Here is a 24,055-nt window from a genome sequence, read left to right as displayed (position 1 = left end):
GGCATGTCCTTATTCCGCCTCGTCGGCCGACGCTGCGTTGAGTTGGCCGTACTTTTCTTCGCCGATCGAGGCGAGCAGGTCGAGTTGCGTCTCGAGGAAGTCGATGTGACCTTCCTCGTCAGCCAGCAATTCCTCGAACAGCTTCATCGTCACGTAGTCGCCTGCTTCGTTACAAACCTCGCGCGAACGCTTGTAGGCGGTGCGCGCGTCATATTCGCCGGCAAGATCGGATTCGAGCACTTCCTTGACATTCTGCCCGATGCGCAGCGGCGCCACGGACTGCAGGTTCGGATGGCCCTCGAGGAAGATGATGCGCGCCACGAGCCGGTCGGCATGGTGCATTTCCTCGATCGATTCAGCGCGTTCCTTCTTCGCTAGCTTGGCGTATCCCCAGTCTTCCAGCAGCCGGAAATGCACCCAGTATTGATTGACCGCCCCAAGTTCCAGAAACAGAGCCTCGTTAAGCCGCTCTATGATCTGCTGTTCGCCTTTCATGGGTTCTGCTCCCGTATTGGACGCGTAGGCCTCTGACGCGATCCAGGTGTGAAACGATGTCCACGCCACTCGCCGCCGAGCGGGCATGGTAATTTTCGGTGACCCGAATGATCGTTTCGACCACATTTGGGAAGCAGCCGCAACAGCGACCGCGCTTGTGCATGGCGTGATAGACCTTGGCCGGCACGATCAGCTGCCAGGGGTCCTCATCCAGCAGTCCGACGATCGTCTGCTCTATCTCCTTTTCGGTGATGATGTTGCAATGGCAGATCAGCATTTGTCGCTCTGGCTAACGGCGCTTCGTTGCGGCGTGTGGCTGGTGGTTTCGATAGTTTATTGGAACACCTTGTCCGGTGAATCGAGGCTGTCCGAACCCTCGAAGGCTATCGCATTGAGCTTCAGGGTGCCGACGGCGCGTTCGATCGACTTGGTCTGATCGACCAGCGCGTCGATCGCCGCCTGCACGGTGGCATTGCCTTCCGTGTTGCCTTCTCCGATCTGCTGGTCATAGGCCTCGCCGGCAAGCGCCCGCGCCTTGATGGCCTCCATCTTGGCGACGGTGACGTCCAGTTTGTCCGACAATTCCTTGTCAACCGCCGGGTCGGCCGCCTTGACCATGTCGGCCACCGACGGCCCCTCGACGACAGTGCCGTCGAGCCGCTTGTAGCTGCCGTGATAGGCGGCACGGATGCCGATCGCATCGTAAAGATGGGAGTTGTAGGTATTGTCGGAGAAGCAATCGTGCTCCTCTTCCGGGTCGTGCAACAAGAGGCCGAGCTTCATCCGCTCTCCGGCGAGCTCACCATAGGACAACGAGCCCATGCCGGTGAAGATGGTCGAAATGGCGGCGTTCAGCTCGCCATCGACAAGGTTCTTGCGGGCGGCGCCGCCTTCCTTCCAGTCGTCGACCATATCCTTTAGATCGGAAACCAGAAGGTCGCTCGCCGATTTCAGATACTGTCCGCGACGGTCGCAATTGCCGCCGGTGCAATTGGCGAGGTCGTAGTCGGTGTAGGGCCGTTCGCCGGCGCCCGGACCGGTGCCGTGCAGGTCCTGACCCCAAAGCAGGAATTCGATAGCGTGATAGCCGGTCGCCACATTGGCCTCGATACTGCCGGCCTCCTGCAGGGTGCCGGAGAGGAACTCCGGCGTCAGGTCGGTGGCGTCGACCTTCTTGCCGTTGATCTCGATCGACTTGTTGGCGATCACATTGGCGGTGTAGAGCACGTTGGCGTCCGACTCGGTGCCGTAGCTCTTGGCGACATAGTCGATCAAGCCTTCGTCGAGCGGCCAGGAGTTCACCTCGCCTTCCCAGTCGTCGACGATGGCATTACCGAAGCGATAGACCTCGGTCTGCTGATAGGGAACGCGCGATGCCTTCCAGGCCTCGCGGGCGGCGTTCAGCGTTTCGGCAGATGGCTTGGCGAGCAGCGCATCGACAGCCTTGTCGAGCGCCTCGGCCGTGATCAGCGAATCCTCGTATTTGGCGAGCGCAATGTCGGAATAGGTCTTGATGACCGCCTTGGCATCGGTTTGCGCCTTGGCCGGCAGCACGAACACGGCCGCCGTCAGCATCGCGGTGGCGCCGATCGCCGCAAGCCTGCCGCCATACCGCGCCGTGATCATCGTTCTCATGATTGTCTCTCCTCGGGAATCAATGAAATGCCGGCGCCGCGGCGGGCAGTTGCCAGCGGGCAAAGAAGGGTCGCGCCATCGCGCGGTTCGCGGAAGAAAGACACCGAAATGCCTCCAATCGAAAGGGTTCAAGGCCCAGACATCAAAGGGATGCGCTGACGCGCGAGCTTCCATAAAACGGCGAAGACGCCGGATGTCAACTGGTGGCATAGAAAAAATTCAATTGAAACAATAGTTTAGAATTATTCTAAACTAGAACTGTCAACTTTAACACCGACGTATGAGGAATGCCGGCGCATGACGCAGTTGACAGGCGGCCGTTCCGGGTGCGACCCGGATCGGCGCTCTTGCGGCGGCGCCGGACAATCGCCACCTGGCGAGACGTCCTAGATTTGGATGAGGAATCGGGCTGTTATGAAGAACGGGGTCGTCATTGTCGGTGCGGGTCATGCGGGCGTGCAAGCGGCCGCCAGCCTGCGCGAAGAAGGCTATGACGGCCCGGTGATCCTGGTCGGCGACGAAAACGAATTGCCCTACCACAAGCCGCCGCTGTCGAAGACCTTCATCAAGGATCAGCAAGCAAAGCCGCAGCCGTTGCGCGGCGAGGCTTTTTATACCGGCAGCGCCATCGACTTCCGGCCAGGCATCCGGGTCGAGCGGATCGACGTAGGCGGCCGCAGGCTGGAGATATCGGGCGGCGGCGTGCTGCCGTTCGGCCGGCTGATCCTCGCCACCGGCGCGCGGCCGCGCCTGCTGCCGCTGCCGGGTTCGGAGCTTTCTGGCGTTGTGTCGCTGCGCTCGCTCGGCGATGCCCGCCTGATCCGCGAATTGAGCGCGCAAAGCGAGGAGGTCGTCATCCTCGGCGGCGGCTTCATCGGCCTGGAGATTGCCGCGACGCTCACCGCGGCAGGCCGCAAGGTTACGGTGGTCGAGGCGGTCGACCGGCTGCTCGGCCGCGCCGTGGCACCGGTCATCGCCGGCCATGTGCGCCAGCGGCTGGAGGCCACCGGTGTGCGCATTCTTACCGGCACCACCATCGAACGGCTGGAGGGCGAGAACGGCCGTGTTTCGGCTGCAATCACCTCATCTGGCGAGAGATTGCCGGCGCAGGTGGTCGTCATCGGTATCGGCGTCGTGCCGAATGTCGAATTGGCCGAAGCCGCCGGCATTGCCATCGCCAACGGCATCCGCGTCGACCAGCAGATGCGCACGTCGGTGCCGGAAATCCTCGCCATCGGCGATGCCGCCTCCTACCGGCACTGGTTCACCGGCGGCGATGTGCGGCTGGAATCGGTACAGAACGCCACTGACCAGGCGCGGCTCGCCGCGCGCACCATCGTCGGCCACACCGACAATTACTCGGCGGTGCCGTGGTTCTGGTCCGATATCGGCGACATGAAGCTGCAGATGGTCGGCCTGATTTCGGGCGGCGACAGCCATGTCGTGCTGGGCGACGTGGCCGAGAACAAATTCTCGATCTACCACTATGCCGCAAGCCGGCTGCTCGGCATCGAATCGGTCAACCGGCCCGGCGACCACATGCTTGGCCGCAAGATGCTCGGCGCCGGCTTTTCGCCGTCGCCGCAGACTGTCGCGACCGGGCCCGACGGGCTGAAGGCAGCGCTCGCCGCCTTCCAGCAGGCAGAGCCGGCCCGCGCGGCAGGATAATCGTATCGCTCAGGCAGCGCGGGCCTCGCGGATCGAACTTTCCAGGATGTCGAGCGCCTCGTTCATGACTCCGTCCTGGATGGTGATCGGCGCGAGGAAGCGGATGACGTTGCCGTAGACGCCGCAGGTGAGCAGGATCAGGCCCTTGTCGAGCGCCTTCAGCCGGACCGCATTGGCGAGTTCCGGCGACGGCAGCCCCTTCGCCACATCGTTGAACTCGACCGCGTTCATGAAGCCGGGGCCTCTGATATCGACGATTTCCGGGGCTTCGTCGCGGATCGCTTGCAGGCGCTGCTTCAGACGGTTGCCCAGCGTGTTGGCCCGGTCGCAGAGCTTCTCCTCGTCGATGACGTCGAGCACGGCATGCGCCGCGGCGACGCCGATCGGGCTGCCGCCATAGGTGCCGCCGAGCCCGCCGGGGTTCGGCGCATCCATGACATCGGCGCGCCCGGTGACCGCCGCCAACGGGAAGCCGCCGGCCAGGCTCTTGGCCATGGTGGTGATGTCGGCCGCCACCTCGTGGTGATCCATGGCGAACATCTTGCCGGTGCGGGCAAAGCCGGTCTGCACCTCGTCGGCGATCAGCAGCATGCCGTGCTGATCGCAGATCTTGCGCAATGCGGTCATGAAATCGCGCGGCGCCTCGTAGAAGCCGCCCTCGCCCTGCACCGGCTCGACGATGATCGCGGCGACGCGGGCCGGATCGACATCGGCCTTGAACAGCCGGTCGAGCGCAGCCAGCGAATCGGCGACCGACACGCCGTGCAGCGGAACCGGGAACGGCGCATGGAAGACATCCGCCGGCATGGCGCCGAAGCCGACCTTGTAAGGCACGACCTTGCCGGTCAGCGCCATGCCCATGAAGGTGCGTCCGTGGAAGCCGCCGGAAAAAGCGATGACCGCCGGCCGGCCGGTGGCGTTGCGCGCAATCTTGATCGCGTTCTCGACCGCTTCGGCGCCGGTGGTGACAAAAATCGTCTTCTTGTCGAACTTGCCGGGCAGCATGCCGTTCAGCCGTTCGGCCAGCCTGATATAGCTCTCATAGGGCACGACCTGATAGCAGGTGTGGGTGAAGCGGTCGAGCTGCGCCTTGACCGCTTCGATCACCCTGGGGTGACGGTGGCCGGTGTTGACGACGGCGATGCCGGACGAGAAATCGATGTAGCGGCGGCCTTCCACATCCCAGATCTCCGAGTTTTCGGCGCGATCGGCATAGATCTGAGTGGTCATGCCGACGCCGCGCGAAATCGACTGGCTCTTGCGTTCGGAAATGGCTGAATTTGTCATCGTATCCCTCACCGGGCCGGCGCCCGCTCTCGTTTGATGGCTGTTGAGACTCTTCTGGGCTTATTTCAGGTTTTCCTCAAGTTGGCACTGGCGGCGGGTGATTGGGCCTGCGGTCCGGCAGCTACGCGATGATGGCCGGCACTATCGCCGGCGCAGCGATCATGCTGCTGTTCCTGCCGGCGCGCTATTCGGCGTGGTTCAGGTCAAGGAGCCGAAAGAGGCGGAGGGCGAGGCGGGAGATAGCAGTGCCATTGTGGAGGGTAGCGGGGCCTAAGGCGGAAGTTGAGTTCCTTCGCGCCCCCCTCTGTCCTGCCGGACATCTCCCCCTCAAGGGGGAGATTGGCAGTTTCAGTTGCCTCGCCAGCCTTCCGGCGTTTGTCATTGGCGAAAGCGGTAGAGCGAATGATCTCCCCCCTTGAGGGGGAGATGTCCGGCAGGACAGAGGGGGGCGCGACAGAGCGCGACCTGGAATGTTAAACTACGTCCTCACGAACCCCTCGCTGGCCCTCAGCAAATTGCGCGTATAATCCTTGGTGACACGGCGTTCGACAAGATCGTCCGCGGTCAGATTCTCCATCGCCTCGCCGTTCTGCATCACCATCAGCCGTTCGCACATGTGGGTGATGATGGCTAGGTCGTGGCTGACCATCAGGAAGGTCAGCTTGCGGCGGCGCCTGATCTCTTCCAGCAGGTTCAGCACCTCCGCCTGCACCGAAGCGTCGAGCGCCGAGGTCGGCTCGTCGAGCAGCAGGATCGACGGTTCCAGAATCAGGGCGCGGGCGATCGCCACGCGCTGGCGCTGACCGCCGGACAACTGATGCGAATAGCGAAAACGGAACCCGGTGCCGAGGCCGACCTCGTCGAGTGCCCGCTGGATGCGCTTTTCGCCGTCGGCGAAGCCGTGAATGGCGAGCGGCTCCTGCAGCAGGCGGTCGACGGTCTGGCGCGGGTGCAGCGAACCGTACGGGTCCTGGAAGACCATCTGCACCTCGCGGTAAAACGCCTTGTCGCGACGCGCGCCGAGCGTTTTGCCGTTGACGGCGATGGTGCCAGATGCGGCCGGCGCCAGGCCGGCGATTGCCCTGAGCAACGTCGACTTGCCGGAGCCGGACTCGCCGACCAGGCCGAAGGATTCACCGGATTCGACCTCGAGGCTGACGCCTTTCAACGCGCGGAAGCGGTCGAAGACCACCTCCAGCCTGTCGACGGAAAGGGCTGCCGTCATGCCGCCCACTCCGGCTTGCGGTCGAGCACCGGCAGCGGGTGACGGTCGGCGCCGATCTTGGGCATGCAGTTGAGCAGGCCGCGCGTATAGGGATGCTGGGCGCGGCCGAGCTCCGAGGCTTTGAGCTGTTCGACCACCTTGCCGGCATACATGACGATGACACGATCACAGAAGGACGAGACCAGGCGCAGATCGTGCGAGATGAAGATCAGCCCCATGCCGCGCTCGCTGACCAGCCGGTCGAGGATGCCGAGCACGTCGAGCTGGACAGTGACGTCGAGTGCCGAGGTCGGCTCGTCGGCGATCATCATTTCCGGCCCGGCGATCAGCATCATGGCGATCATGGCGCGCTGGCCCATGCCGCCGGAAACCTCGTGCGGATGCAGGTCGAAGACACGGGCCGGATCGCGGATCTGCACAGCCTCCAGCATGGCCAGCGCGCGGTCGCGGGCTTCGGCCTTGGAGACCTTCTCATGCGTGCGCAGCGTCTCGACGATCTGGCGGCCGATGCTCATCACCGGGTCGAGCGAATATTTCGGATCCTGCAGGATCATGGCGATACGCTTGCCGCGCAGCGCGCGGCGCTCGCGCGGCGAGGCGGCCAGCAGGTCGATGCCGTCAAAAGCGAGCGTCTTCGCGGTCACCTCGGCCTGCGGCGGGGTGACGCCCATGATGGCGCGGCCGGTCTGCGACTTGCCCGAACCGCTCTCGCCAACAATGCCGAGCCGCTCGCGGCCGAGCGAGAAGGAGACGCCGCGCACCGCCTCGATCAGGCCGGTGCGCGTCGGGAAGGTAACGCGCAGGTCGTTGATTTCGAGAAGCGTGCTCATTGGTCGCCACTCATTGGTCACCGCTTCGGGGATCGAGCGCGTCGCGCAGGCCGTCGCCGAGCAGGTTGAAGCCGAGGCTGACGATGAGGATGGCAAAGCCCGGCGCGCCCGCAACCCACCACTGGTCGAGCACGAAGCGGCGGCCCGACGCGATCATCGCGCCCCATTCGGGCAGCGGCGGCTGCGCGCCGAGGCCGAGGAAGCCGAGGCCGGCCGCGGTCAGGATGATGCCGGCCATGTCGAGCGTCACCCTGATGATCAGCGAGGAGATGCAGAGCGGCATGATGTGGCGAAGCACGATGCGAAACGGCGAGGCGCCCATCAATTGCACCGCCTTGATATAATCGGAATTGCGCACCGTCAGCGTTTCGGCGCGGGCAATGCGCGCATAGGGCGGCCACGAGGTGATGGCGATGGCAAGCACGGCATTTTCGATGCCGGGGCCGAGCGCCGCGACAAAGGCCAGCGCCAGGATCAGCTTCGGAAAGGCGAGGAAGATGTCGGTGATGCGCATCAGGATCGCATCGGTCCAGCCGCCGGCGTAACCGGCGACGGTGCCGACCAGCAAGCCGATCGGCGCGGCGATAATGGCAACCAGAATGACGACGTAGAGTGTCCAGCGCGAGCCGAAGATGATGCGCGAATAGATATCGCGGCCGAGATCGTCGGTGCCGAACCAGTGCGCCGCACTCGGCGCCAGCAGCCGCGAGCCCTTGAGGTCGCCGAATGTCGGCGAATAGGGCGCCAGCACATCGGCGAATGCCGCGACCACCAGCAGGGCGACGATGATGAGCAGGCCGGCAAACGCCAGCCGGTTGGCGGAAAAGCGCCGCCACGCCACATAGGCGCGGCCGAGCCTCGCCTGCACGCGCGACGCCGGCCGCTCGCTGAGCAGCCAGTCGCGGCGGGTTTGAATCGCTTCCGTGCTCATCCTGCCTTGGTCCTCATCCTGCCTTGGTCCTTGGATCGAGCAGCCGGTAGAGCAGGTCGGAGAATAGATTGATGGCGATGAAGACCGAGCCGATGATGATCGTGCCGCCAAGCACGGCATTCATGTCGGCGTTCTGCAGCGAGTTGGTGATGTAGAGGCCGATGCCCGGCCACGAAAACACTGTCTCGGTCAGCACCGAGCCTTCGAGCAGCCCGGCATAGGACAGAGCGATCACCGTGACCATCGGCACCGCGGCGTTGCGCAGCGCGTGACCCCAGATGATGCGCGTTTCCGACAGGCCCTTGGCGCGCGCTGCGACGATGTATTCCTGGGTGAGTTCGTTCAGCATGAACGAGCGCGTCATGCGGCTGATGTAGGCGAGCGAGAAATAGCCGAGTAGCGAAGCCGGCAGGATGATGTGGCGGAAGGCATCGGCAAATACATCCCACTGCCGCTGCCAGAGCGCATCCAGCAGGTAAAAGCCGGTAATCGGCGTGAAGGTGTATTCGTAGACGACGTCGAGCCGGCCGGGAAAGGCGACCCATTGCAGCTTGGCGTAGAACAGCACCAGCGCCAGCAGCCCCAGCCAGAAGATCGGCACGGAATAGCCGACAAGGCCGATGATGCGCACGATCTGGTCGATGACGCTGCCGCGCCGCACGGCGGCTAGCACGCCAAGCGGCACGCCGATCACCGAACCGATCAATGTTCCCAACGTCGCCAGTTCGAGCGTCGCCGGAAAGGCGCGGCGGATATCGGTCATCACCGGATTGGTGGTCAGCACCGAGGTGCCGAAATCACCGTTCAGGGCATGTTTGACATAGATGTAGAACTGCTCGACCAGCGGCAGGTCGAGGCCCATCTCGCGGCGCGTTCGTTCGACGACGTTGGCCGGCGCCCGGTCGCCGAGCACCGCCAACACCGGGTCGATCGGGATCACGCGGCCGATGAAGAAGGTCACCGCGAGCAGACCGAGATAGGTCGTTATCGCGATGACCAGGAACCGGGCGATAGATGAGGCCACGGCAACGGCGCGGGCGCCGCCGCGCCCTGCCGTCACCTCGCTTTCAGCCACACTCATACGGCGCGTCCGCCGGCGTCACTCCCCGGCATCACTCTTTCGAGACGGGGCCGACGAAGTTGGTGTCGAAGCTCGGGCCGAGCGCAAAACCCTTGAGGTTCTTGCGCAGGCCGGCCACTTCCAGCTGCTGGTGGATGATGACGAAGGGGCTGGTATCGAGGATCTTCTTCTCGAGATCCTGGTACATTGCGGCGCGCTTGGCCGCGTCCTTCTCGAGCAGGGCGGCTTCGGTCTGCTTGGTCAAGTCCGGGATGTCCCAGGCGTTGCGCCAGGCCAGCGTCTTGGTCTTGCCTTCATCCGAATTGTCGGGGTTGCTGGCGAAGGTCTGGGCGTTGGAGTTCGGATCGAAATAATCCTGGCCCCACTGGCCGATATAGATGTCGTGGTTGCGGGCGCGGTATTTGGTCAGCGTCTGCTTGCCGTCGCCGGGGATGATCTCCAGCTTGATGCCGGCCTGTCCCAGCGTCTGCTGGATCGATTCCGCCATGCCCGTCGTCGGCTGCCCGGTACGCACGTCCATGGTGACGCTGAAGCCGTCGGCGAGGCCGGCCTTGGCGAGCAGTTCCTTGGCCTTGGCGACGTCGAACTTGAACGGGTTCTCGTCCAGTTCGCCGAGCACGCCCTTGGGCAGGAAGGTCTGGTGGATCTCGCCGATGCCCTTGAGGATGGTCGTGCTCAAGGCGTCGTAGTCGACCAGATATTTGAAAGCCTGGCGAACCTCGGGCTTGGCGAGGTTCGGGTTCTTCTGGTTGAGGCTGATGTAATAGACCGTGCCCTTCGGCGCGCTGGTGGTGGTGAGGTCGGCATTCTTGGCGATGGCATCGAGGTCGTTCGGCTCGAGATTGCGGGCGACGTCGATATCGCCGGCTTCGAGCGCCAGGCGCTGGCCCGAGCTTTCCTTCATGTTGCGATAGATAACGCGGGCAAGCTTGGCTTTTTCGCCGTAGTAATTGTCGTTGCGCTCAAGGACGACGGCCTCGTTGGCCCGCCATTCGCGCATTTTGAAGGCACCGGAGCCGGCATAGCCGGTCTTCAGCCAGGCGTTGCCGAAATCATTGTCCCATTTGTAGTCGGCGCTCGGGGTGACCGCAGCGACATGCTCCTTGACCAGCTTGGCGTCGACGACCGAAGCGACGGTCGCCGAAAGGCAGTTCAAGACGAAGCTCGGCGCATAGGCCTTGTCGACGGTGAACTGGAACGTCGTGTCATCAACGGCCTTGGCCTTCTCGGTGACGTTGCCGCCATCGATACCGAACTGGCCGATAATAAAGGCCGGGCTCTTGTCGAGCTTGATGGCGCGCTCGAACGAATAGGCGACGTCGGCCGCCGTGATCGGATTGCCGGAGGCGAATTTGAGGCCGGGCTTGAGCTTGAATGTGTAGGTCAGGCCGTCGTCGGAGACGCTCCAGCTTTCGGCGAGATCGCCCTTGACCTTGGATGTGTCGCTGAGGTCGAGGCGTACCAGAAGATCATAGGTGTTGCCGGTGACCTCTGCGGTCGACAATTCGAATGCTTCGCCCGGATCCATGGTGATGATGTCGTCGATGGCGAAACCCTCGACCAGCGTGTCGGCGGGCGTGACCGCGAAGGCAGGCGCAACGGCCAGAAGCAGCGCGGACATGGCCGCGCCCGCGAGCAAGAAGCGGGAGCGTAGAGCAAACTTTTCCATCATCATTTTAACTGTTCCCTGTTTTTGTTGACCTGAGTTCCCGGCTCAGGGTTGTGGCATTTCTTGCCGCGTCGAACGGTGATCCCCGGACCGTTGTCTTGGCAATTTTTTGTGCGGTTCCGGTTCACCATATCCGGCGGTTTCGAGCGCGGCAACGAGCATTTGCAGAACGGTCGATTGGGCCAGACCGGCGGTGCGAAAATCCGGCTATTTCAGCGCGGTAACCAGGTCGGCGTCGGGAAAGCAGGTAGCGGAACGGCCGTTGCTGGCCTGCCATTTGCCGATCGAGCGGCGCGTCTTGAAGCCAGGCAGGCCGTCGGCGCTGCCGACATCGTAGCCCTTAGCTTCCAGCGCCCGCTGCAGGGCGGCGATGTCGGAGCGGTAGAGCCCGCCGACCGCGCCCCAATTGCCCGAGAAATTGCTGTCGCCATGGGCGATGCGATCGGCGCCATGGCCGATGAACAGGGCATAGAGATCGCTGGTGTTATACTGCTTCAGCACATAGAAATTGGGGGTGACGATGAAGGCCGGGCCGCTACGCCCGGCCGGCATCAAAAGAAAGCCCTCGGCTTTCAGTTCGCTCGCCGGGAACGGTTTACCCGACACACGCCTGATGCCCATATCAGCCCACTGGGAAATCTTCTTGCCCTGGTCCGGACCTTCGAGCGAGCACGAGACGCTGTCCGGCACAGTCACCTCGAAGCCCCAGCCGCGGCCCCTGACCCAGCCATAATGGACGAGATAATTGGCGATCGATGCCAGTATATCGGGCGTCGAATTCCAGATGTCGGTGCGGCCGTCGCCGTCGAAATCGACGGCATGCTTGAGGAACGATGTCGGCATGAACTGCGGCTGGCCAAGCGCGCCTGCCCAAGACGATTTCATCGCGCCGACCGGGGCAAGCCCGCGCTCGACGATCGCGAGCGCAGCCAAGAGCTCGGTGCGGAAGAATTCCTTCTTGGTCGACATGAACGCCTTGGTGCCCAGCACCTCGAAGGCGTCATAAGGCATCTTCGCCGCGCCGAAGCCGCTCTCGCGGCCCCAGATCGCCAGCAGCACTTCGCCAGGCGCGCCGTAGCGTTTCTCGATCGCGGCAAGAGTCCTAGCGTTGGTCGCCTCGCGGGTGCGGCCGCCGGCGGTCACCGTTCGGATTATCTTTTCAGCGAAATAGGCGCCCGGCGAACCGAACTCGGCCTGATGCTGCTTCTGCGGCGTCGTCGCCTTCTCGCCCGGCTTCACCAGGTCGGGCAGCTTCAGGTTCGGCTTGACGCCTTCGAAGGCGGCATCGAAGGTTTTCCTGGAGATGCCTTTGGCCTTGGCTTCGGGCCAGAGGTCGTTGCCAAGCCAGGCGCGGAACTGGTCGTCGATCTTTGCCGCCGAGGCGGGGGTGGCGAGGAGGAAGGCAAAGAGGACTGCAAGAAAGATCGCCAATCCACAAAGCCGACGTTCTGTCGCGCCCCCCTCTGTCCTGCCGGACATCTCCCCCTCCAGGGGGGAGATTGGCTGTCGCGTCTGTTTTCGCCAATCTTCAACGTCGCAAGCTTGGCGGGGATGTCGAGGCTGCCGATCTCCCCCCTGGAGGGGGAGATGTCCGGCAGGACAGAGGGGGGCGCGACGGAACGCAATCATCTCGGAAGCACTCTCCCCGCAACTCGCCTCAAAACACCGTCCGCGAGCGCAGTGCGGCGGCCAGCGTGCCTTCGTCGAGATAATCGAGTTCGCCGCCGACCGGAACACCGTGCGCCAGGCGCGTCACCTTGATGTCGAAGCCGGAAAGCTGGTCGGTGAGGTAGTGCGCGGTGGTTTGGCCCTCGACCGTGGCGTTGACGGCGAGGATCACTTCCTTGACTTCGCCGCCGGCGACGCGATCGACCAGCGAACGGATGTTTAGCTCATCAGGACCAATGCCGTCGAGCGGCGACAGCGTACCGCCGAGCACATGGTAGCGCACGTTCATGGCTGTCGCCCGCTCCAGCGCCCAAAGGTCGGCCACGTCCTCGACGACGATGAGCGTAGTGGGGTCGCGGCGGGGGTCGGTGCAGATCATGCATGGATCCGAGGTATCGACATTGCCGCAGGTCGAGCAGATGCGCACCTTGTCGACCGCCTCGCCCATGGCGGCGGCGAGCGGCGCCAGCAGCTGTTCCTTCTTCTTGATGAGGTGGAGCGCGGCGCGGCGTGCCGAACGCGGACCGAGCCCCGGCACCTTGGCCAGCAGCTGGATCAGGCGTTCGATCTCGGGACCGGCGATTCGCTTCGACATCGCACCGGTTTAGGATTTTTCCGCACGCTTTGGAACTCTGCTGAGGCGGGCGACCGGGCAATCGCTTCAGGCTTGAATTCGCCCGTCACCCTTTTCCGGGCGTTGGCGCTGCCCCTCACCCGCCTGCCGGCGACCTCTCCCCGTATAGTGACGGGGAGAGGAACGCTCTTATCGACGGTTTCGCCAATCATCATCGTTGCAGAATGTACGCCAGGATTGCGGCCGTCCCCCTTCTCCCCGTCACTATACGGGGAGAAGTGCCCGGCAGGGCGATGAGGGGCGGCGCCGACTCCACGTATTTGTCTGTCCGAAGCGACTGCAAGCCACTAGGGCCGTCAGTTTTCTTCCAGTGGCCGGGTCTGGCCGGCGATCATCGCGCCGATGGCGTCGGTGTTCTCGGGCGTCGCCTCGAACGACATTGTCGGCTCTGCCGGCGCGGCCTGGAAGGAGGTGACAGGCCGCTCGCTCACGGTTCCGCCAAAACGGGCCGCATCCGGCTCCTGCATTGGTTCCTGCAGCGCCACAAGCATCGGCTTCTCCGGTGTCGCCCTCGCCGCGGTTGCCATCCCGGCAGTCACCCTTGTCTGCTTTGCCGGCAGCGATGCCGCGGCGGTCACATAGGTCGCTTTGGCGAATGTCGGCTTGGCGCTGCGTGCCGGCTCCGCCGAGGCGACAAGTATGGCCTGAGCGGCAGGCGCTTGCGGCTTGGCCTGGGCCATGGCGACCACCGGTTCGTCCGGCAGCGGCTGCCAGTTGCGGCCGCGCTTTTCATAGAAGGCATTGCCGCCGGCGACCATGGTGTAGTGCATGTTCTTGTAGGGGAAGCGCAGGCCGGCGGTGTGGAAGAACATGGTGTTCTTCAGCTTGGCTTTGCGCTCGCCCTTGAGCACCGCCTCGGCGGCTTCCTCGACGTCGGGCATCGCCTTCGAATTCATCGGCCGTGTCATGACGCCCGGCGCGAACTGCCCGCGCTCGCCGACGACCTGGCAGATGGTGTTGCCGTGATTGCCGGACCGCAGCCGGTTCATCACCACCGTGCCGACCGCAATCATGCCGTCACGGCTCGACCGGTTGGACTCGAAGAACATTGCCCGCTCCAGGCACTCCTTTTCCTTCGGCGTGGAATTGTAGGAGCGCGAGCTCAGGAAACTCGGCGTAATAGCATCGGTCAGGCTGGACATGCCGTGCGAGGCGGTCTGACTGCAAGCGGCCAAAAACAGCGGCGAGATAACGACGCCGAGCCGCAACGGCGTCTTCCATCGGGTAGAGATCAACAGGTGTCCCCTCAATTCTGCTGCCAGCCCGCCTCTGGTTGCGGCAAGAATGAGACACTTTCAGGCAAAAAGATGGCTAAAGCGTTATTAAGTGTGGGGAGTTGCCTAATAGACACAGCTGGCGGTAGAGCGAGCACTGGGCCGCTGCACTCTTCGGCCACTGTAACGGCATACCGATTGACTAGCGCGTCGCGTTCGACCGGCCTCATGCGACGCGCTTTAGGTTCTTGTTTTGATGCATGTCGTTATCGCAAAACCGCTGCACACTTTTGCGCGACATGCACTAGCCTTAGAACGGCAGTTTCATTCCCGGCGGGATCGGTAGGCCCGCGGTCAGCGCCCTGGTCTTCTCCTGCATGATCTGCTCGACCTTGGTCCTGGCGTCGTTGTGGGCAGCGAGAAGCAGGTCCTCGAGAATCTCGACCTCGTCTTCCTTGAACAGCGACGGGTCGATCTTCAGCGACTTCATCTCGAATTTGCCGGTCAGCGTGACGCTGACCAGGCCGCCGCCGGCCTGCCCGGTGGCTTCCAGCGTGGCGATCTCATCCTGCATGGCCTGGAACTTGGCCTGCATTTCCTTTGCCTTGCCCATCATGCCGAGAAGGTCTTTCATCGCACGGTCCTTTGCAGCTGGTGCTGGTTGTTTCAGGTTTCGTCGTCGTCGGCCGGCGGCTCGACCGGCACGTCGGCCTCGTCGGCTTCCGGCGCGTCGGGAATGCGCACGTCGATGATCTTGGCGCCGGGAAAGCGCGCCAGGATGGCGGCGACCGTCGGGTCGCTCTTGGCATCGAGGAAGGCGTTTTCGCGCTTTGTCGATTCCAGCTCGGCCAAGGTCTGGCCGCCCTCTTCCTTCGACAGCGACACCAGCCAGTTGCGGCCGGTCCAGGCGCGCAGCTTGGCGGTCAAATCGTTGAGCAACATCTTCGGCGCATCGTCGGTCAGGCTGACGTCGATACGACCGGGCTCGACGCGCACCAGGCGCACGCAACGCTTCACCAACACCTTGAAGGCCATGTCGCGCTGGGCGTCGGCAAGGGCGACAATGTCGGCCAGCGATTTCACCGGCACCGGCGGCGCCTCGACCGCCGGCTCCGGCGGAGTAACGAAGTTGGTCGGCACCGGCTCGGCCTCGACCAGACGCATTGTCTGGGCGCCGCCATTGGCCATCGGCATCCGCGCCTGCGCCACGGCGCCGGCACCACCGCTTGCAGGCGCATGGTTTGCGGGGCCGGGGCTTGCCGGCGTGCCATTCACGCGCGGCGCAGTGCCCGGCAGGGTACCGCCGTTCTCCAGCGATTTCAGCGCCTCGTCCAGCGTCGGCAGGTCGGCGGCATGGGCCAGCCGGATCAGCACCATCTCGGCGGCGCTGACCGGGCGGTTGGAGGTCTGCACCTCGGGAATACCTTTCAAGAGCATCTGCCACGTCCGCGACAGCACCTTGACCGACAGCATGCTGGCGAAATCGGCGCCGCGCCGGCGCTCGTCCTCGGACAGCGAGGCGTCGTCGATGGCAGCCGGCACGAAACGCAGACGGGTGACCAGATGGTTGAACTCGGCAAGGTCGGTCAGCACCGCGGCAGGATCGGCGCCGGTATCGTACTGGGCACGGAATTCGGCAAGTGCGGCGGCGACGTCGCCCTTCATGACATGTTCGAACAGGTCGACGATGCGGGCACGGTCGGCAAGGCCGAGCATAGCACGCACCGCTTCGGCGCTGACCGCGCCGCCGCCATGGGCGATCGCCTGGTCGAGGATCGACTGCGCATCGCGCATCGAGCCTTCGGCCGCGCGCGCGATCATCGCCAGCGCATCGTCTTCGACTTCGATGCCCTCCAGACCGGCTATCCTGGCAAGGTCGGCCTTGATCATTGCCGCATCGATGCGCCTGAGGTCGAAACGCTGGCAGCGCGACAGGACGGTGATCGGCACCTTGCGGATTTCGGTGGTGGCGAAGATGAACTTGACGTGCGGCGGCGGCTCTTCCAGCGTCTTCAGCAGGCCGTTGAAGGCCTGGTTGGAAAGCATGTGCACTTCGTCGATGATGTAGACCTTGTAGCGCGCCGACACCGGGGCGTAGCGCACACGCTCGATGATGTCCCTGATGTCGTCGATGCCGGTATGCGAGGCGGCGTCCATCTCGATGACGTCGACATGCCGGCCTTCCATGATCGCCTGGCAATGCTCGCCGAGCACGGCAAGGTCGACGGACGGCTGGTCGACGGTCGATGTTTTGTAGTTCAGGGCCCGCGCGAGTATGCGCGCGGTCGTCGTCTTGCCGACGCCACGCACGCCGGTCAGCATCCAGGCCTGGGCGATGCGGCCGGTGGCAAAGGCATTGGTCAACGTGCGGACCATCGGCTCCTGGCCGATCAGTTCGGAGAAATTCGACGGTCGGTATTTGCGCGCCAGCACGCGGTAGGCGGCAGGCTTGTCCAATTTCCCGGCCTCGTTTCCGGCTTCGCTCATTCGCCCGTTAAGCTCCAAGGGCTGCCACTGGAGGCGGCCGATTCCTGCGCATAGTTTCGCCCGCTCGGCTTGGCGCCGTCAATGTCAGGGCAAAAGGCGAAGAGGCGGGAGGCTGGAACAATGACCCGTTCCGGGCTCGTTAGGGCTGCTTCCTTCCGGACCTGACCCGGTTGGCGAGTGGACCGTCCACCACCAACCTCCCAGCCTCCATATCGGCAATCCGGCGATGAAATGCAAGTGCGGATGATAGGGGCCTTGAGCGACGGCGAAAGCTGAAACCAAAAACCCGCCTCGGCGGGCGGGTCGTTGGTGCGAATAATCACCATAGCGAAATTAGTAGCATAGCTGCCGGCACAAAGCAAGAACAAAATGTGGCCGCGATCAAAATCGTCGACCTCGGCGGGGCAGCGCCAACCTGATGCAATTTGCCCGGGCCCTCACTTCTTCGCGCACAATCAGCGCCGCGACGGCCAATGTTGGTTGCTGCCCCTTGCGGCCCTTCGGAAGCCGCTCTAGCGTCGATGGAGTTCAAAAAACGTCAAAAAGTGAGGGAAACGCCGATGCTGCCGGGCCTCAAGGCCGGATTCACGCTTGACGCCCAGCTGGAAGCCGACAGCGAACAGTTGATGTGGCTCGGCCTGTGCGAATTGCGCGTCATGAACGACCGCCGCTGGCCATGGCTGCTGCTGGTGCCGCAGCGGCCGGGCATCGAGGAAATCCACGACATGACGCCGCTGGACCAGGCGATGCTGACCTTCGAGACCAACATGGTGGCGCTGGCGCTGAAGCGGGTGACCGGCTGCACCAAGATCAACACCGGCGCACTCGGCAACATCGTGCGCCAGTTGCATGTACACGTCATTGCGCGCTCGGAAGGCGATCCCGGCTGGCCCGGCCCGGTGTGGGGGCACGGCCTGCGCGAGCCCTATCAGCGCTCCGACCTTCGCAAGTTTGCGGAAAAGATCAAGGCAGCGCTATAAGCCTCTCCCGTGTCCACCTTGAACCTTCCCGAGTCTGCATGAGCTTTCGCCTGTTTGACGCGCCCTTGCGCGAGCCGAGCCAGTTCGTCGGCTTCGCCGGCAACATTATCGACCGGCAGTCCGAAAACCGCGCCGACGATTCCGTCGAAAAGGCACTCGCCGATCCCTCGGCGCGGCTTTTGCTGATGCGTGGCGGCCGGCTCTATTTGAAGCTTGCGCAAGGCGCATTCGACCCCTGGTTCGGCGTGGCCGAATGCCGACCGCTCGAAGCGTCGCTCGAAAACGGCGTCCTGCTCGGTTTTTCCGAAAGCGGCCCGGTGCTGGCGGTGCCGGCCGGGGTCGAGCCCGAGCAGCTTCCCGAGACGATCAAGGCGATCGACTATCGCTCGGTCTATATGCAGGGGCTGATCGACGAAGCGGCGGCCGGCGCGCTGGCGCAAGGGGCGGCGCTGCTCGCCTGGCATGCCAGCCATCGCTTCTGCAGCAAATGCGGCACCGAAGCCGAGATGCGGGCGGGCGGTTACAAGCGGCATTGCCCGGCCTGCGGTACGGAGCACTTTCCGCGCACCGACCCGGTGGCGATCATGCTGACGGCAACACGCGAAAAATGCCTGCTCGGCCGCGGCCGGCATTTCGGGCCCGGCATGTATTCGGCGCTCGCCGGTTTCATCGAGCCGGGCGAGACGATCGAGGCGGCGGTGCGCCGCGAAACGCTGGAGGAAGCCGGCATCCGGCTAGGCCGTGTCGTCTACCACGCCAGCCAGCCCTGGCCGTTTCCCTATTCGCTGATGATCGGCTGCTTCGGCGAACCGCTCAACGACGATATCCAGCCCGACCTCAACGAGCTGGAAGATTGCCGCTGGTTCTTTCGCGACGAGGTGCTCTTGATGCTGGCCCGCGAGCATCCGGGCGGCCTGATGACACCGCCGAAGGGGGCGATCGCCTATAACCTCATCCGCGCCTGGGCTGACAGCGCGTGACACGAAGATATCGCAGGAGCAAAAAATGATCCGTCACACCGTCGTGTTCACGCTGAAACACCCGCCGCATTCGCTCGAGGAAAAACGGTTCCTCGCCGACGCCAAGAGGATTCTCACGGCGATAAAGGGCGTCACGCATTTCGAGCAGTTGCGGCAGGTCAGTCCCAAGAACGACTACCGCTTCGGCTTCTCGATGGAGTTCGCCGATCAGCGGGCCTATTCCGGCTACAACGACCATCCCGACCACGTCGCCTTCGTCCGCGACCGCTGGATCCCGGAAGTCGAGGCGTTTATGGAGATCGACTACGTGCCGCTCGGCTGGGGCTGAGACTGGAAAGCGGCGCTCTAAAAATTAATACCCGGCGTCGCGATCCACCACATTTTCCAGCGGTTCGCCGCTCTCGAAAGCATCCATCTGGCGCAGCATGATCGGCGCCAGGTGGACCGGATCGGAAGTTGCCGCCGCATGCGGCGTCACGAACACTTTGGGGTGGCTCCATAGCGGGCTGGTCTTCGGCAGCGGCTCGACCTCGAAAACGTCGAGGCTGGCTTCCTTCAGCGTGCCGTCGTCCAGCGCGCGCAAAATGTCGGCGTCCTTCTGCAGCCTGCCGCGCCCGGCATTGATCAGCACTGAGCCGCCGAGGCCGTTGCGCTTCCGCAGCTCCTTCAGCACGCCGTGGTTGATGATACCGTGCGTCTGCGGCGTCAGCGGCAGCAGCACCACCAGGATGTCGGTGGCGTTTAGGAATGGGATCAGGCCGGCCTCGCCCGCGTAAGTCGAGACACCTTGCATCGGCCGATCGCTGCGCGACCAGCCATTGACGGGAAAGCCGAGCGACAACAGCACCGATGCCGCCGCGCGGCCAAGCGTGCCGAGCCCCATAATGCCGACCGAGATGTCGCTGGCCGGCCGCTGCTGCGGTTCATGCCAGATCTTCTTCTGCTGCTGGGCGCGGTAGAGCATGCCTTGGCGATGGTGGTCGAGCACCCGCCAGACGACGTATTCGGTCATGTACTGGGTCAGGTTGTCGGCCACCACCTTGACGACCGGTACGTCGGGCAAGGTGGGATCGGCGAAGATGTGGTCGACGCCGGCGCCGATCGAGAAGATGGCGCGCAGATTGGGCAGCGACGACAACAGGTTCGGCCGCTGTTTCCACACCACAGCATAGGTAATCGAGGGATCGCCGGCGCCATTCGGCTCGAGCACCACCTCGCGCTCCGCCGACAGCAGTTCGCGCCAGCGCAGCGGATGAATACCGGTGAGGGCAAGCAGGATGCGGCCTTTTTCCATTGTGGATTGTTTTTCCCTTTTTACCAACAGCGTTCGCGTTCCGACGCGCAAGGCGCGGCAGTGTTTTGATTTTGTGCATGATCTCTGGCGAAAATCTACTCGCTGACGATGCCGACCGGCGCCGTTTCGATCTTGAAGGCGGCCGAGATCAACGCCTTTGTGTAGTCGGTCCGCGGGTTGCCGAAAATCTGTTCGGAAGGACCGGCCTCGACGATCCTGCCGTTACGCATGACGATGACTTCGTTGGCGAGCGCGCGGATGACCCTCAGATCGTGGCTGATGAAGAGGTAGGCGAGGTCGTGCTTGGCTTGCAGGCTGCGTAAGAGGTCGACGACCTGCGCCTGCACGCTCATGTCGAGCGCCGAGGTCGGCTCGTCCAGCATGACGAAACGCGGGTTGAGCACCATGGCGCGCGCGATGGCGACGCGCTGGCGCTGGCCGCCGGAGAATTCGTGCGGATAGCGGTTGCGCGTCGCCGGATCGAGGCCGACTTCCCCGAGCACGTCGACGACACGCTCGTCGCGCCCATCAGGAGACAGCTTCGGCTCGTGGATCTTCAACCCTTCCTCGATGATCTCGGCGACCGACATGCGCGGACTGAGCGAACCGAACGGATCCTGGAAGACGATCTGCAACTCGCGCCGCAGCGGCCGCATTTCGTTGAAGGACAGCTGATTGATGCCGCGTCCGTTGAACTGGATGGTCCCGGTCGACGAGATCATCCTGGCCAGCGCCAGGCCGAGCGTCGTCTTGCCTGAGCCGGATTCGCCGACGACGCCAAGCGTCTGGCCGGCCCGCACGGTGACGTCGATGCCGTCGACCGCCTTCACATTGTCGACGGTGCGCCGGAAGAAGCCCTTCTTGATCGGAAACCAGACCTTGACGTCCTTGCCGACCATCACCGGCTTGGCGGCCTGGTTGGCCGCCGGCGGCTTGCCTTTCGGCTCGGCGGCAAGCAGATGCCGCGTGTAGGCGTGCTGCGGATTGGCGAATATCTCCTTGGTCGGGCCGGTCTCGACGATCTTGCCCTTGGTCATCACGCAGACCCGGTCGGCGATCTTCCTGACGATGCCGAGATCGTGGGTGATGAACAGCATCGACATGTTCTTGCGGCTTTTCAGGCCGGCGAGCAGCTCGAGGATCTGCGCCTGGACGGTGACGTCGAGCGCCGTCGTCGGCTCGTCGGCGATCAAAAGTTCAGGCTCGTTGGCCAGCGACATGGCGATCATGACGCGCTGGCGCTGGCCGCCGGAAAGCTGGTGCGGATAGGCGTCGAGCCGCTTCTCCGGCTCGCGGATGCCGACCTCGTGCAGAAGTTCCAGCGTGCGCGCCTTGGCTTTGCGATCCCCCAGGCCCTGATGCAGCTTCAATACCTCGACGATCTGCTGCTCGATCGTATGCAGCGGGTTGAGCGAGGTCATCGGCTCCTGGAAGATCATGGTGATCTTGTTGCCGCGCACGCGGCGCAGGTCTCTCTCGTCGGCGGCAAGCAGGTCGGCGCCGAGGAACAGGATCTTTCCCGACGGGTGGCTGGCGGTCGGATAGGGCAGCAGCTTCAGAACCGACAGCGCGGTGACCGACTTGCCGGAGCCGGATTCGCCGACCAGCGCCACCGTCTCGCCCCTGGCGAGGTCGAAGGAAATATGGTCGACGGCGATCGACTGGTCGCCGCCTTGCGTGAAGGCGACGCTGAGGTCCTGGACCGAGAGCAGCGGGGTGTCGCTCATCTGAACGTCTTGCGCGGATCGAAGGCGTCGCGGGTGGCCTCGCCGACGAAGACCAGCAGCGACAGCATCAGCGAGATGACGACGAAGCCGGAAATGCCGAGCCAGGGCGCGTTGAGATTGCGCTGTGCCTGCTTCAGCAACTCACCCAGCGAGGCGGCGCCGGGCGGCAGGCCGAAGCCGAGATAGTCGAGCGAGGTCAGCGTCGAAATCGAGCCGCTGAGCAGGAAGGGCAGGAAGGTCAGCGTCGCCACCATGGCGTTGGGCAGCAGATGCCGGAACATAATGGTGACATTGGATACGCCGAGCGCGCGCGCCGCGTTGACATATTCGAAATTGCGGGCGCGCAGGAACTCGGCCCGCACCACGCCGACCAGTGCCACCCAGGAGAACAGCAGCATCAATCCGAGCAGGATGAAGAAGCCGGGCGGCAGGATGGCGGCGACGATCAAGAGCAGATACAGCACCGGGATCGCCGACCAGATCTCGATGAAACGCTGGAACAGGAGGTCGGTCCAGCCGCCGAAATAGCCCTGCAGAGCGCCGGCCGCCACGCCGATCAGCGCCGAGCCGGCGGTCAGGATCAGGCCGAACAGCACCGATATCCTGAAGCCGTAGATGACGCGCGCCAGCACGTCGCGGGCCTGGTCGTCGGTGCCCAGCCAGTTCCAGTTGCCGACGTTGCAATTGGGGTCTGCCTCGCCTTTCGGATACTGGTTGCAGCGCGTCTTCTTGTCGTAGAGCCAGGACGGCTTGGTCGGTGCTGCTTCGGGAATAGCGTTGTTGACGGTCTGGTAGGAGTAGCGCACCGGCGGCCAGACCATCCAGCCATTGGCGTTGATCTCGTCCTGGATCACCGGGTCGCGGTAGTCGGTGACCGCATAGAAGCCGCCGAACTTCTCCTCGGGATAAGCGACCAGGACCGGAAACAGGATCTCGCCCTTGTAGGAGGCGATGATCGGCTTGTCGTTGGCGACCAATTCCGAAACCAGCGACAGCACGAACAGGAACAGGAATATCCACAACGACCAGTAGCCGCGCCGGTTGGACTTGAAGTTCTGCAGGCGCCGCTGGTTGAGCGGCGACAGAAAGGGCCGCGCGATCCGTGCCGGCGCCGTTTCGGCTGTGGCCTGCGCCATCAGACGTCTCTCCGCTCGAAATCGATGCGTGGATCGACCCAGGTATAGATCAGATCGGACAAAAGCCCGACGAACAGGCCAAGCAGCGAGAAGATGAAGAGATTGGCGAACACCACCGGATAGTCGCGCTGCACCACCGAGTTGAAGCCGAGCAGGCCGAGGCCGTCGAGCGAAAATATGTTCTCGATCAGCAGCGAGCCGGTGAAGAAGGCCGAGATGAAAGCACCGGGAAAACCGGCGATGACGATCAGCATGGCGTTGCGGAAGACGTGGCCATAAAGCACCTGCCGCTCCGACAGGCCCTTGGCGCGGGCTGTGACCACATATTGCTTGCGGATTTCCTCGAGGAAGGAATTCTTGGTCAAAAGCGTCGTCGTGGCGAAGGCCGACAATACCAGCGCGGTCAGCGGCAAGGTCATATGCCAGAAATAGTCGACGATCCGCGCCGGCCACGACAGCTGGTCCCAATTGTCGGAGGTGATGCCGCGCAGCGGAAACCAGTCCCAGAACGAGCCGCCGGCAAACAGCACCATCAGCAATATGCCGAACAGAAACCCGGGAATGGCGTAGCCGACGATGACGACGCCGCTGGTCCAGACGTCGAAGGTGGAGCCGTCCTTGACCGCCTTGCGGATGCCGAGCGGGATCGAGATCAGATAGGACAAAAGCGTGATCCACAGCCCGATCGAGATCGACACCGGCATCTTTTCCAGGATCAGGTCGAGCACCGATATGTCGCGGAAATAGCTGTCGCCGAAATCGAAGCGGAGATAGTTCCACAGCATCATGCCGAAGCGCTCGAGCGGCGGCTTGTCGAAACCGAACTGCTTCTCCAGCTTCTTGATGAATTCCGGGTCGAGCCCTTGCGCGCCGCGGTATTTCGAGCCGACGTCGCCGGCGACGTCGAAATTGGCGCCGCCGGCATCACCGCCGCCGCCGCCGAGGCGATCGCTGCCGCCCTGGTTGGTCAGCCTGGCGATGACCTGCTCGACCGGCCCGCCCGGCGCGAACTGGATGACGGCGAACGACACCGCCATGATGCCGAACAGGGTCGGGATCATCAGCAGGATACGGCGCAGTATATAGGCGCCCATCAGGCTCTCTGCCTCGCTTG

The 24,055-nt window shown here is 63.6% G+C and carries 22 protein-coding genes and 1 other RNA gene; 4 read left to right on the top strand and 19 right to left on the bottom strand.

Translation table 11 applies throughout. From position 1 onward, the window contains the following. Positions 1-9: 9 nt before the first annotated feature. Genes bfr through NKI29_RS06190 form a run of 3 tightly spaced genes read right to left on the bottom strand, consistent with a single transcriptional unit; the run spans position 10 to position 2,121 of the window. Entirely contained in the window at positions 10-495 is a 486-nt protein-coding gene (gene bfr, locus NKI29_RS06200; protein WP_023676883.1) for a bacterioferritin, read from the bottom strand. Beyond that, the gene (locus NKI29_RS06195) at positions 461-772 is read right to left on the bottom strand and encodes a (2Fe-2S)-binding protein (RefSeq protein WP_023676882.1); all 312 of its coding nucleotides are present in this window, start codon (positions 770-772) and stop codon (positions 461-463) included. The genes bfr and NKI29_RS06195 overlap by 35 nt, the downstream gene beginning before the upstream one ends. A gap of 56 nt (positions 773-828) precedes the next feature. Next, positions 829-2,121 carry an imelysin family protein gene (locus NKI29_RS06190; RefSeq protein ID WP_031211806.1) on the bottom strand — a complete coding sequence of 431 codons (1,293 nt, stop codon included), beginning with the start codon at positions 2,119-2,121 and terminating at the stop codon, positions 829-831. Positions 2,122-2,544: 423 nt separating this feature from the next. On the opposite strand from NKI29_RS06190, the gene NKI29_RS06185 reads away from it, so the two are divergent. Then, on the top strand, positions 2,545-3,798 hold the full coding sequence (locus NKI29_RS06185; RefSeq protein ID WP_352698164.1) for an NAD(P)/FAD-dependent oxidoreductase: 1,254 nt from the start codon (positions 2,545-2,547) through the stop codon (positions 3,796-3,798). A 9-nt stretch (positions 3,799-3,807) separates the two neighbouring features. Here NKI29_RS06185 and NKI29_RS06180 read toward each other — a convergent pair whose 3' ends face one another. The 12 genes from NKI29_RS06180 to ffs form a co-directional block, all read right to left on the bottom strand. Further along, positions 3,808-5,085 carry a 4-aminobutyrate--2-oxoglutarate transaminase gene (locus NKI29_RS06180; RefSeq protein ID WP_352576922.1) on the bottom strand — a complete coding sequence of 426 codons (1,278 nt, stop codon included), beginning with the start codon at positions 5,083-5,085 and terminating at the stop codon, positions 3,808-3,810. 478 nt (positions 5,086-5,563) lie between these two features. After that, a complete protein-coding gene (locus tag NKI29_RS06175) occupies positions 5,564-6,310 on the bottom strand; it encodes an ABC transporter ATP-binding protein (RefSeq protein WP_352455098.1) in 747 nt (248 codons plus the stop codon). Next, on the bottom strand, positions 6,307-7,140 hold the full coding sequence (locus NKI29_RS06170; protein ID WP_352455097.1) for an ABC transporter ATP-binding protein: 834 nt from the start codon (positions 7,138-7,140) through the stop codon (positions 6,307-6,309). Before NKI29_RS06170 ends, NKI29_RS06175 begins: the two co-directional genes overlap by 4 nt. Positions 7,141-7,150: 10 nt before the next feature. Next, on the bottom strand, positions 7,151-8,071 hold the full coding sequence (gene nikC / locus NKI29_RS06165) for a nickel transporter permease (protein ID WP_352448584.1): 921 nt from the start codon (positions 8,069-8,071) through the stop codon (positions 7,151-7,153). A 13-nt stretch (positions 8,072-8,084) separates the two neighbouring features. Continuing rightward, positions 8,085-9,152: an ABC transporter permease gene (locus NKI29_RS06160; RefSeq protein ID WP_023676874.1), complete on the bottom strand. Its 1,068-nt coding sequence runs from the start codon at positions 9,150-9,152 to the stop codon at positions 8,085-8,087. Between the two features lie 31 nt (positions 9,153-9,183). Further along, positions 9,184-10,827, bottom strand: a complete 1,644-nt coding sequence (locus NKI29_RS06155; protein ID WP_352570314.1) for an ABC transporter substrate-binding protein — start codon at positions 10,825-10,827, stop codon at positions 9,184-9,186. Positions 10,828-11,028: 201 nt separating this feature from the next. Next, positions 11,029-12,300: a lytic murein transglycosylase gene (locus NKI29_RS06150; protein WP_352570312.1), complete on the bottom strand. Its 1,272-nt coding sequence runs from the start codon at positions 12,298-12,300 to the stop codon at positions 11,029-11,031. A 178-nt stretch (positions 12,301-12,478) separates the two neighbouring features. Next, a complete protein-coding gene (recR, locus tag NKI29_RS06145; RefSeq protein ID WP_352448580.1) occupies positions 12,479-13,084 on the bottom strand; it encodes a recombination mediator RecR in 606 nt (201 codons plus the stop codon). 335 nt (positions 13,085-13,419) lie between these two features. Next, a complete protein-coding gene (locus tag NKI29_RS06140; RefSeq protein ID WP_352570310.1) occupies positions 13,420-14,358 on the bottom strand; it encodes a cell wall hydrolase in 939 nt (312 codons plus the stop codon). 289 nt (positions 14,359-14,647) lie between these two features. After that, positions 14,648-14,971, bottom strand: a complete 324-nt coding sequence (locus NKI29_RS06135; RefSeq protein WP_023676870.1) for a YbaB/EbfC family nucleoid-associated protein — start codon at positions 14,969-14,971, stop codon at positions 14,648-14,650. 32 nt (positions 14,972-15,003) lie between these two features. Beyond that, positions 15,004-16,824 carry a DNA polymerase III subunit gamma/tau gene (locus NKI29_RS06130; protein ID WP_352570308.1) on the bottom strand — a complete coding sequence of 607 codons (1,821 nt, stop codon included), beginning with the start codon at positions 16,822-16,824 and terminating at the stop codon, positions 15,004-15,006. A gap of 104 nt (positions 16,825-16,928) precedes the next feature. After that, positions 16,929-17,025, bottom strand: an RNA gene (gene ffs, locus NKI29_RS06125) — signal recognition particle sRNA small type. Between the two features lie 359 nt (positions 17,026-17,384). Here ffs and NKI29_RS06120 point away from each other — a divergent pair. The 3 genes from NKI29_RS06120 to NKI29_RS06110 are packed head-to-tail and all read left to right on the top strand — an operon-like array spanning position 17,385 to position 19,112. Beyond that, on the top strand, positions 17,385-17,804 hold the full coding sequence (locus NKI29_RS06120) for an HIT family protein (RefSeq protein ID WP_023676868.1): 420 nt from the start codon (positions 17,385-17,387) through the stop codon (positions 17,802-17,804). A gap of 38 nt (positions 17,805-17,842) precedes the next feature. Further along, on the top strand, positions 17,843-18,784 hold the full coding sequence (nudC, locus tag NKI29_RS06115) for an NAD(+) diphosphatase (RefSeq protein ID WP_352570306.1): 942 nt from the start codon (positions 17,843-17,845) through the stop codon (positions 18,782-18,784). Between the two features lie 25 nt (positions 18,785-18,809). Beyond that, complete coding sequence (locus NKI29_RS06110) at positions 18,810-19,112, top strand: Dabb family protein (RefSeq protein ID WP_023676866.1); 303 nt, start codon at positions 18,810-18,812, stop codon at positions 19,110-19,112. A gap of 24 nt (positions 19,113-19,136) precedes the next feature. Here NKI29_RS06110 and NKI29_RS06105 read toward each other — a convergent pair whose 3' ends face one another. The 4 genes from NKI29_RS06105 to NKI29_RS06090 all read right to left on the bottom strand — a co-directional run bounded on the left by NKI29_RS06105 (position 19,137) and on the right by NKI29_RS06090 (position 24,035). After that, positions 19,137-20,078, bottom strand: a complete 942-nt coding sequence (locus tag NKI29_RS06105) for a 2-hydroxyacid dehydrogenase (protein ID WP_023676865.1) — start codon at positions 20,076-20,078, stop codon at positions 19,137-19,139. Positions 20,079-20,173: 95 nt separating this feature from the next. After that, entirely contained in the window at positions 20,174-21,805 is a 1,632-nt protein-coding gene (locus tag NKI29_RS06100) for an ABC transporter ATP-binding protein (protein WP_352795687.1), read from the bottom strand. Beyond that, a complete protein-coding gene (locus NKI29_RS06095; protein WP_352570302.1) occupies positions 21,802-22,941 on the bottom strand; it encodes an ABC transporter permease in 1,140 nt (379 codons plus the stop codon). Before NKI29_RS06095 ends, NKI29_RS06100 begins: the two co-directional genes overlap by 4 nt. Beyond that, positions 22,941-24,035: a microcin C ABC transporter permease YejB gene (locus NKI29_RS06090; RefSeq protein ID WP_352570300.1), complete on the bottom strand. Its 1,095-nt coding sequence runs from the start codon at positions 24,033-24,035 to the stop codon at positions 22,941-22,943. The genes NKI29_RS06095 and NKI29_RS06090 overlap by 1 nt, the downstream gene beginning before the upstream one ends. Between the last annotated feature and the right edge of the window lie 20 nt (positions 24,036-24,055).

This window comes from Mesorhizobium sp. M0678 (assembly GCF_040320505.1).
GTDB lineage: Bacteria > Pseudomonadota > Alphaproteobacteria > Rhizobiales > Rhizobiaceae > Mesorhizobium.
Note: the sequence above shows the minus strand (reverse complement) of the source record. Positions and strands in the feature narration are given on the sequence as shown.

Coding starts and splice junctions, on each gene's coding strand:
- bfr (WP_023676883.1), bottom strand. CDS start 495: ATGAAAGGCGAACAGCAGATCATAGAGCGGCTTAACGAGGCTCTGTTT.
- NKI29_RS06195 (WP_023676882.1), bottom strand. CDS start 772: ATGCTGATCTGCCATTGCAACATCATCACCGAAAAGGAGATAGAGCAG.
- NKI29_RS06190 (WP_031211806.1), bottom strand. CDS start 2,121: ATGATCACGGCGCGGTATGGCGGCAGGCTTGCGGCGATCGGCGCCACC.
- NKI29_RS06185 (WP_352698164.1), top strand. CDS start 2,545: ATGAAGAACGGGGTCGTCATTGTCGGTGCGGGTCATGCGGGCGTGCAA.
- NKI29_RS06180 (WP_352576922.1), bottom strand. CDS start 5,085: ATGACAAATTCAGCCATTTCCGAACGCAAGAGCCAGTCGATTTCGCGC.
- NKI29_RS06175 (WP_352455098.1), bottom strand. CDS start 6,310: ATGACGGCAGCCCTTTCCGTCGACAGGCTGGAGGTGGTCTTCGACCGC.
- NKI29_RS06170 (WP_352455097.1), bottom strand. CDS start 7,140: ATGAGCACGCTTCTCGAAATCAACGACCTGCGCGTTACCTTCCCGACG.
- nikC (WP_352448584.1), bottom strand. CDS start 8,071: ATGAGCACGGAAGCGATTCAAACCCGCCGCGACTGGCTGCTCAGCGAG.
- NKI29_RS06160 (WP_023676874.1), bottom strand. CDS start 9,152: ATGAGTGTGGCTGAAAGCGAGGTGACGGCAGGGCGCGGCGGCGCCCGC.
- NKI29_RS06155 (WP_352570314.1), bottom strand. CDS start 10,827: ATGATGATGGAAAAGTTTGCTCTACGCTCCCGCTTCTTGCTCGCGGGC.
- NKI29_RS06150 (WP_352570312.1), bottom strand. CDS start 12,300: ATGTCCGGCAGGACAGAGGGGGGCGCGACAGAACGTCGGCTTTGTGGA.
- recR (WP_352448580.1), bottom strand. CDS start 13,084: ATGTCGAAGCGAATCGCCGGTCCCGAGATCGAACGCCTGATCCAGCTG.
- NKI29_RS06135 (WP_023676870.1), bottom strand. CDS start 14,971: ATGAAAGACCTTCTCGGCATGATGGGCAAGGCAAAGGAAATGCAGGCC.
- NKI29_RS06130 (WP_352570308.1), bottom strand. CDS start 16,824: ATGAGCGAAGCCGGAAACGAGGCCGGGAAATTGGACAAGCCTGCCGCC.
- NKI29_RS06120 (WP_023676868.1), top strand. CDS start 17,385: ATGCTGCCGGGCCTCAAGGCCGGATTCACGCTTGACGCCCAGCTGGAA.
- nudC (WP_352570306.1), top strand. CDS start 17,843: ATGAGCTTTCGCCTGTTTGACGCGCCCTTGCGCGAGCCGAGCCAGTTC.
- NKI29_RS06110 (WP_023676866.1), top strand. CDS start 18,810: ATGATCCGTCACACCGTCGTGTTCACGCTGAAACACCCGCCGCATTCG.
- NKI29_RS06105 (WP_023676865.1), bottom strand. CDS start 20,078: ATGGAAAAAGGCCGCATCCTGCTTGCCCTCACCGGTATTCATCCGCTG.
- NKI29_RS06100 (WP_352795687.1), bottom strand. CDS start 21,805: ATGAGCGACACCCCGCTGCTCTCGGTCCAGGACCTCAGCGTCGCCTTC.
- NKI29_RS06095 (WP_352570302.1), bottom strand. CDS start 22,941: ATGGCGCAGGCCACAGCCGAAACGGCGCCGGCACGGATCGCGCGGCCC.
- NKI29_RS06090 (WP_352570300.1), bottom strand. CDS start 24,035: ATGGGCGCCTATATACTGCGCCGTATCCTGCTGATGATCCCGACCCTG.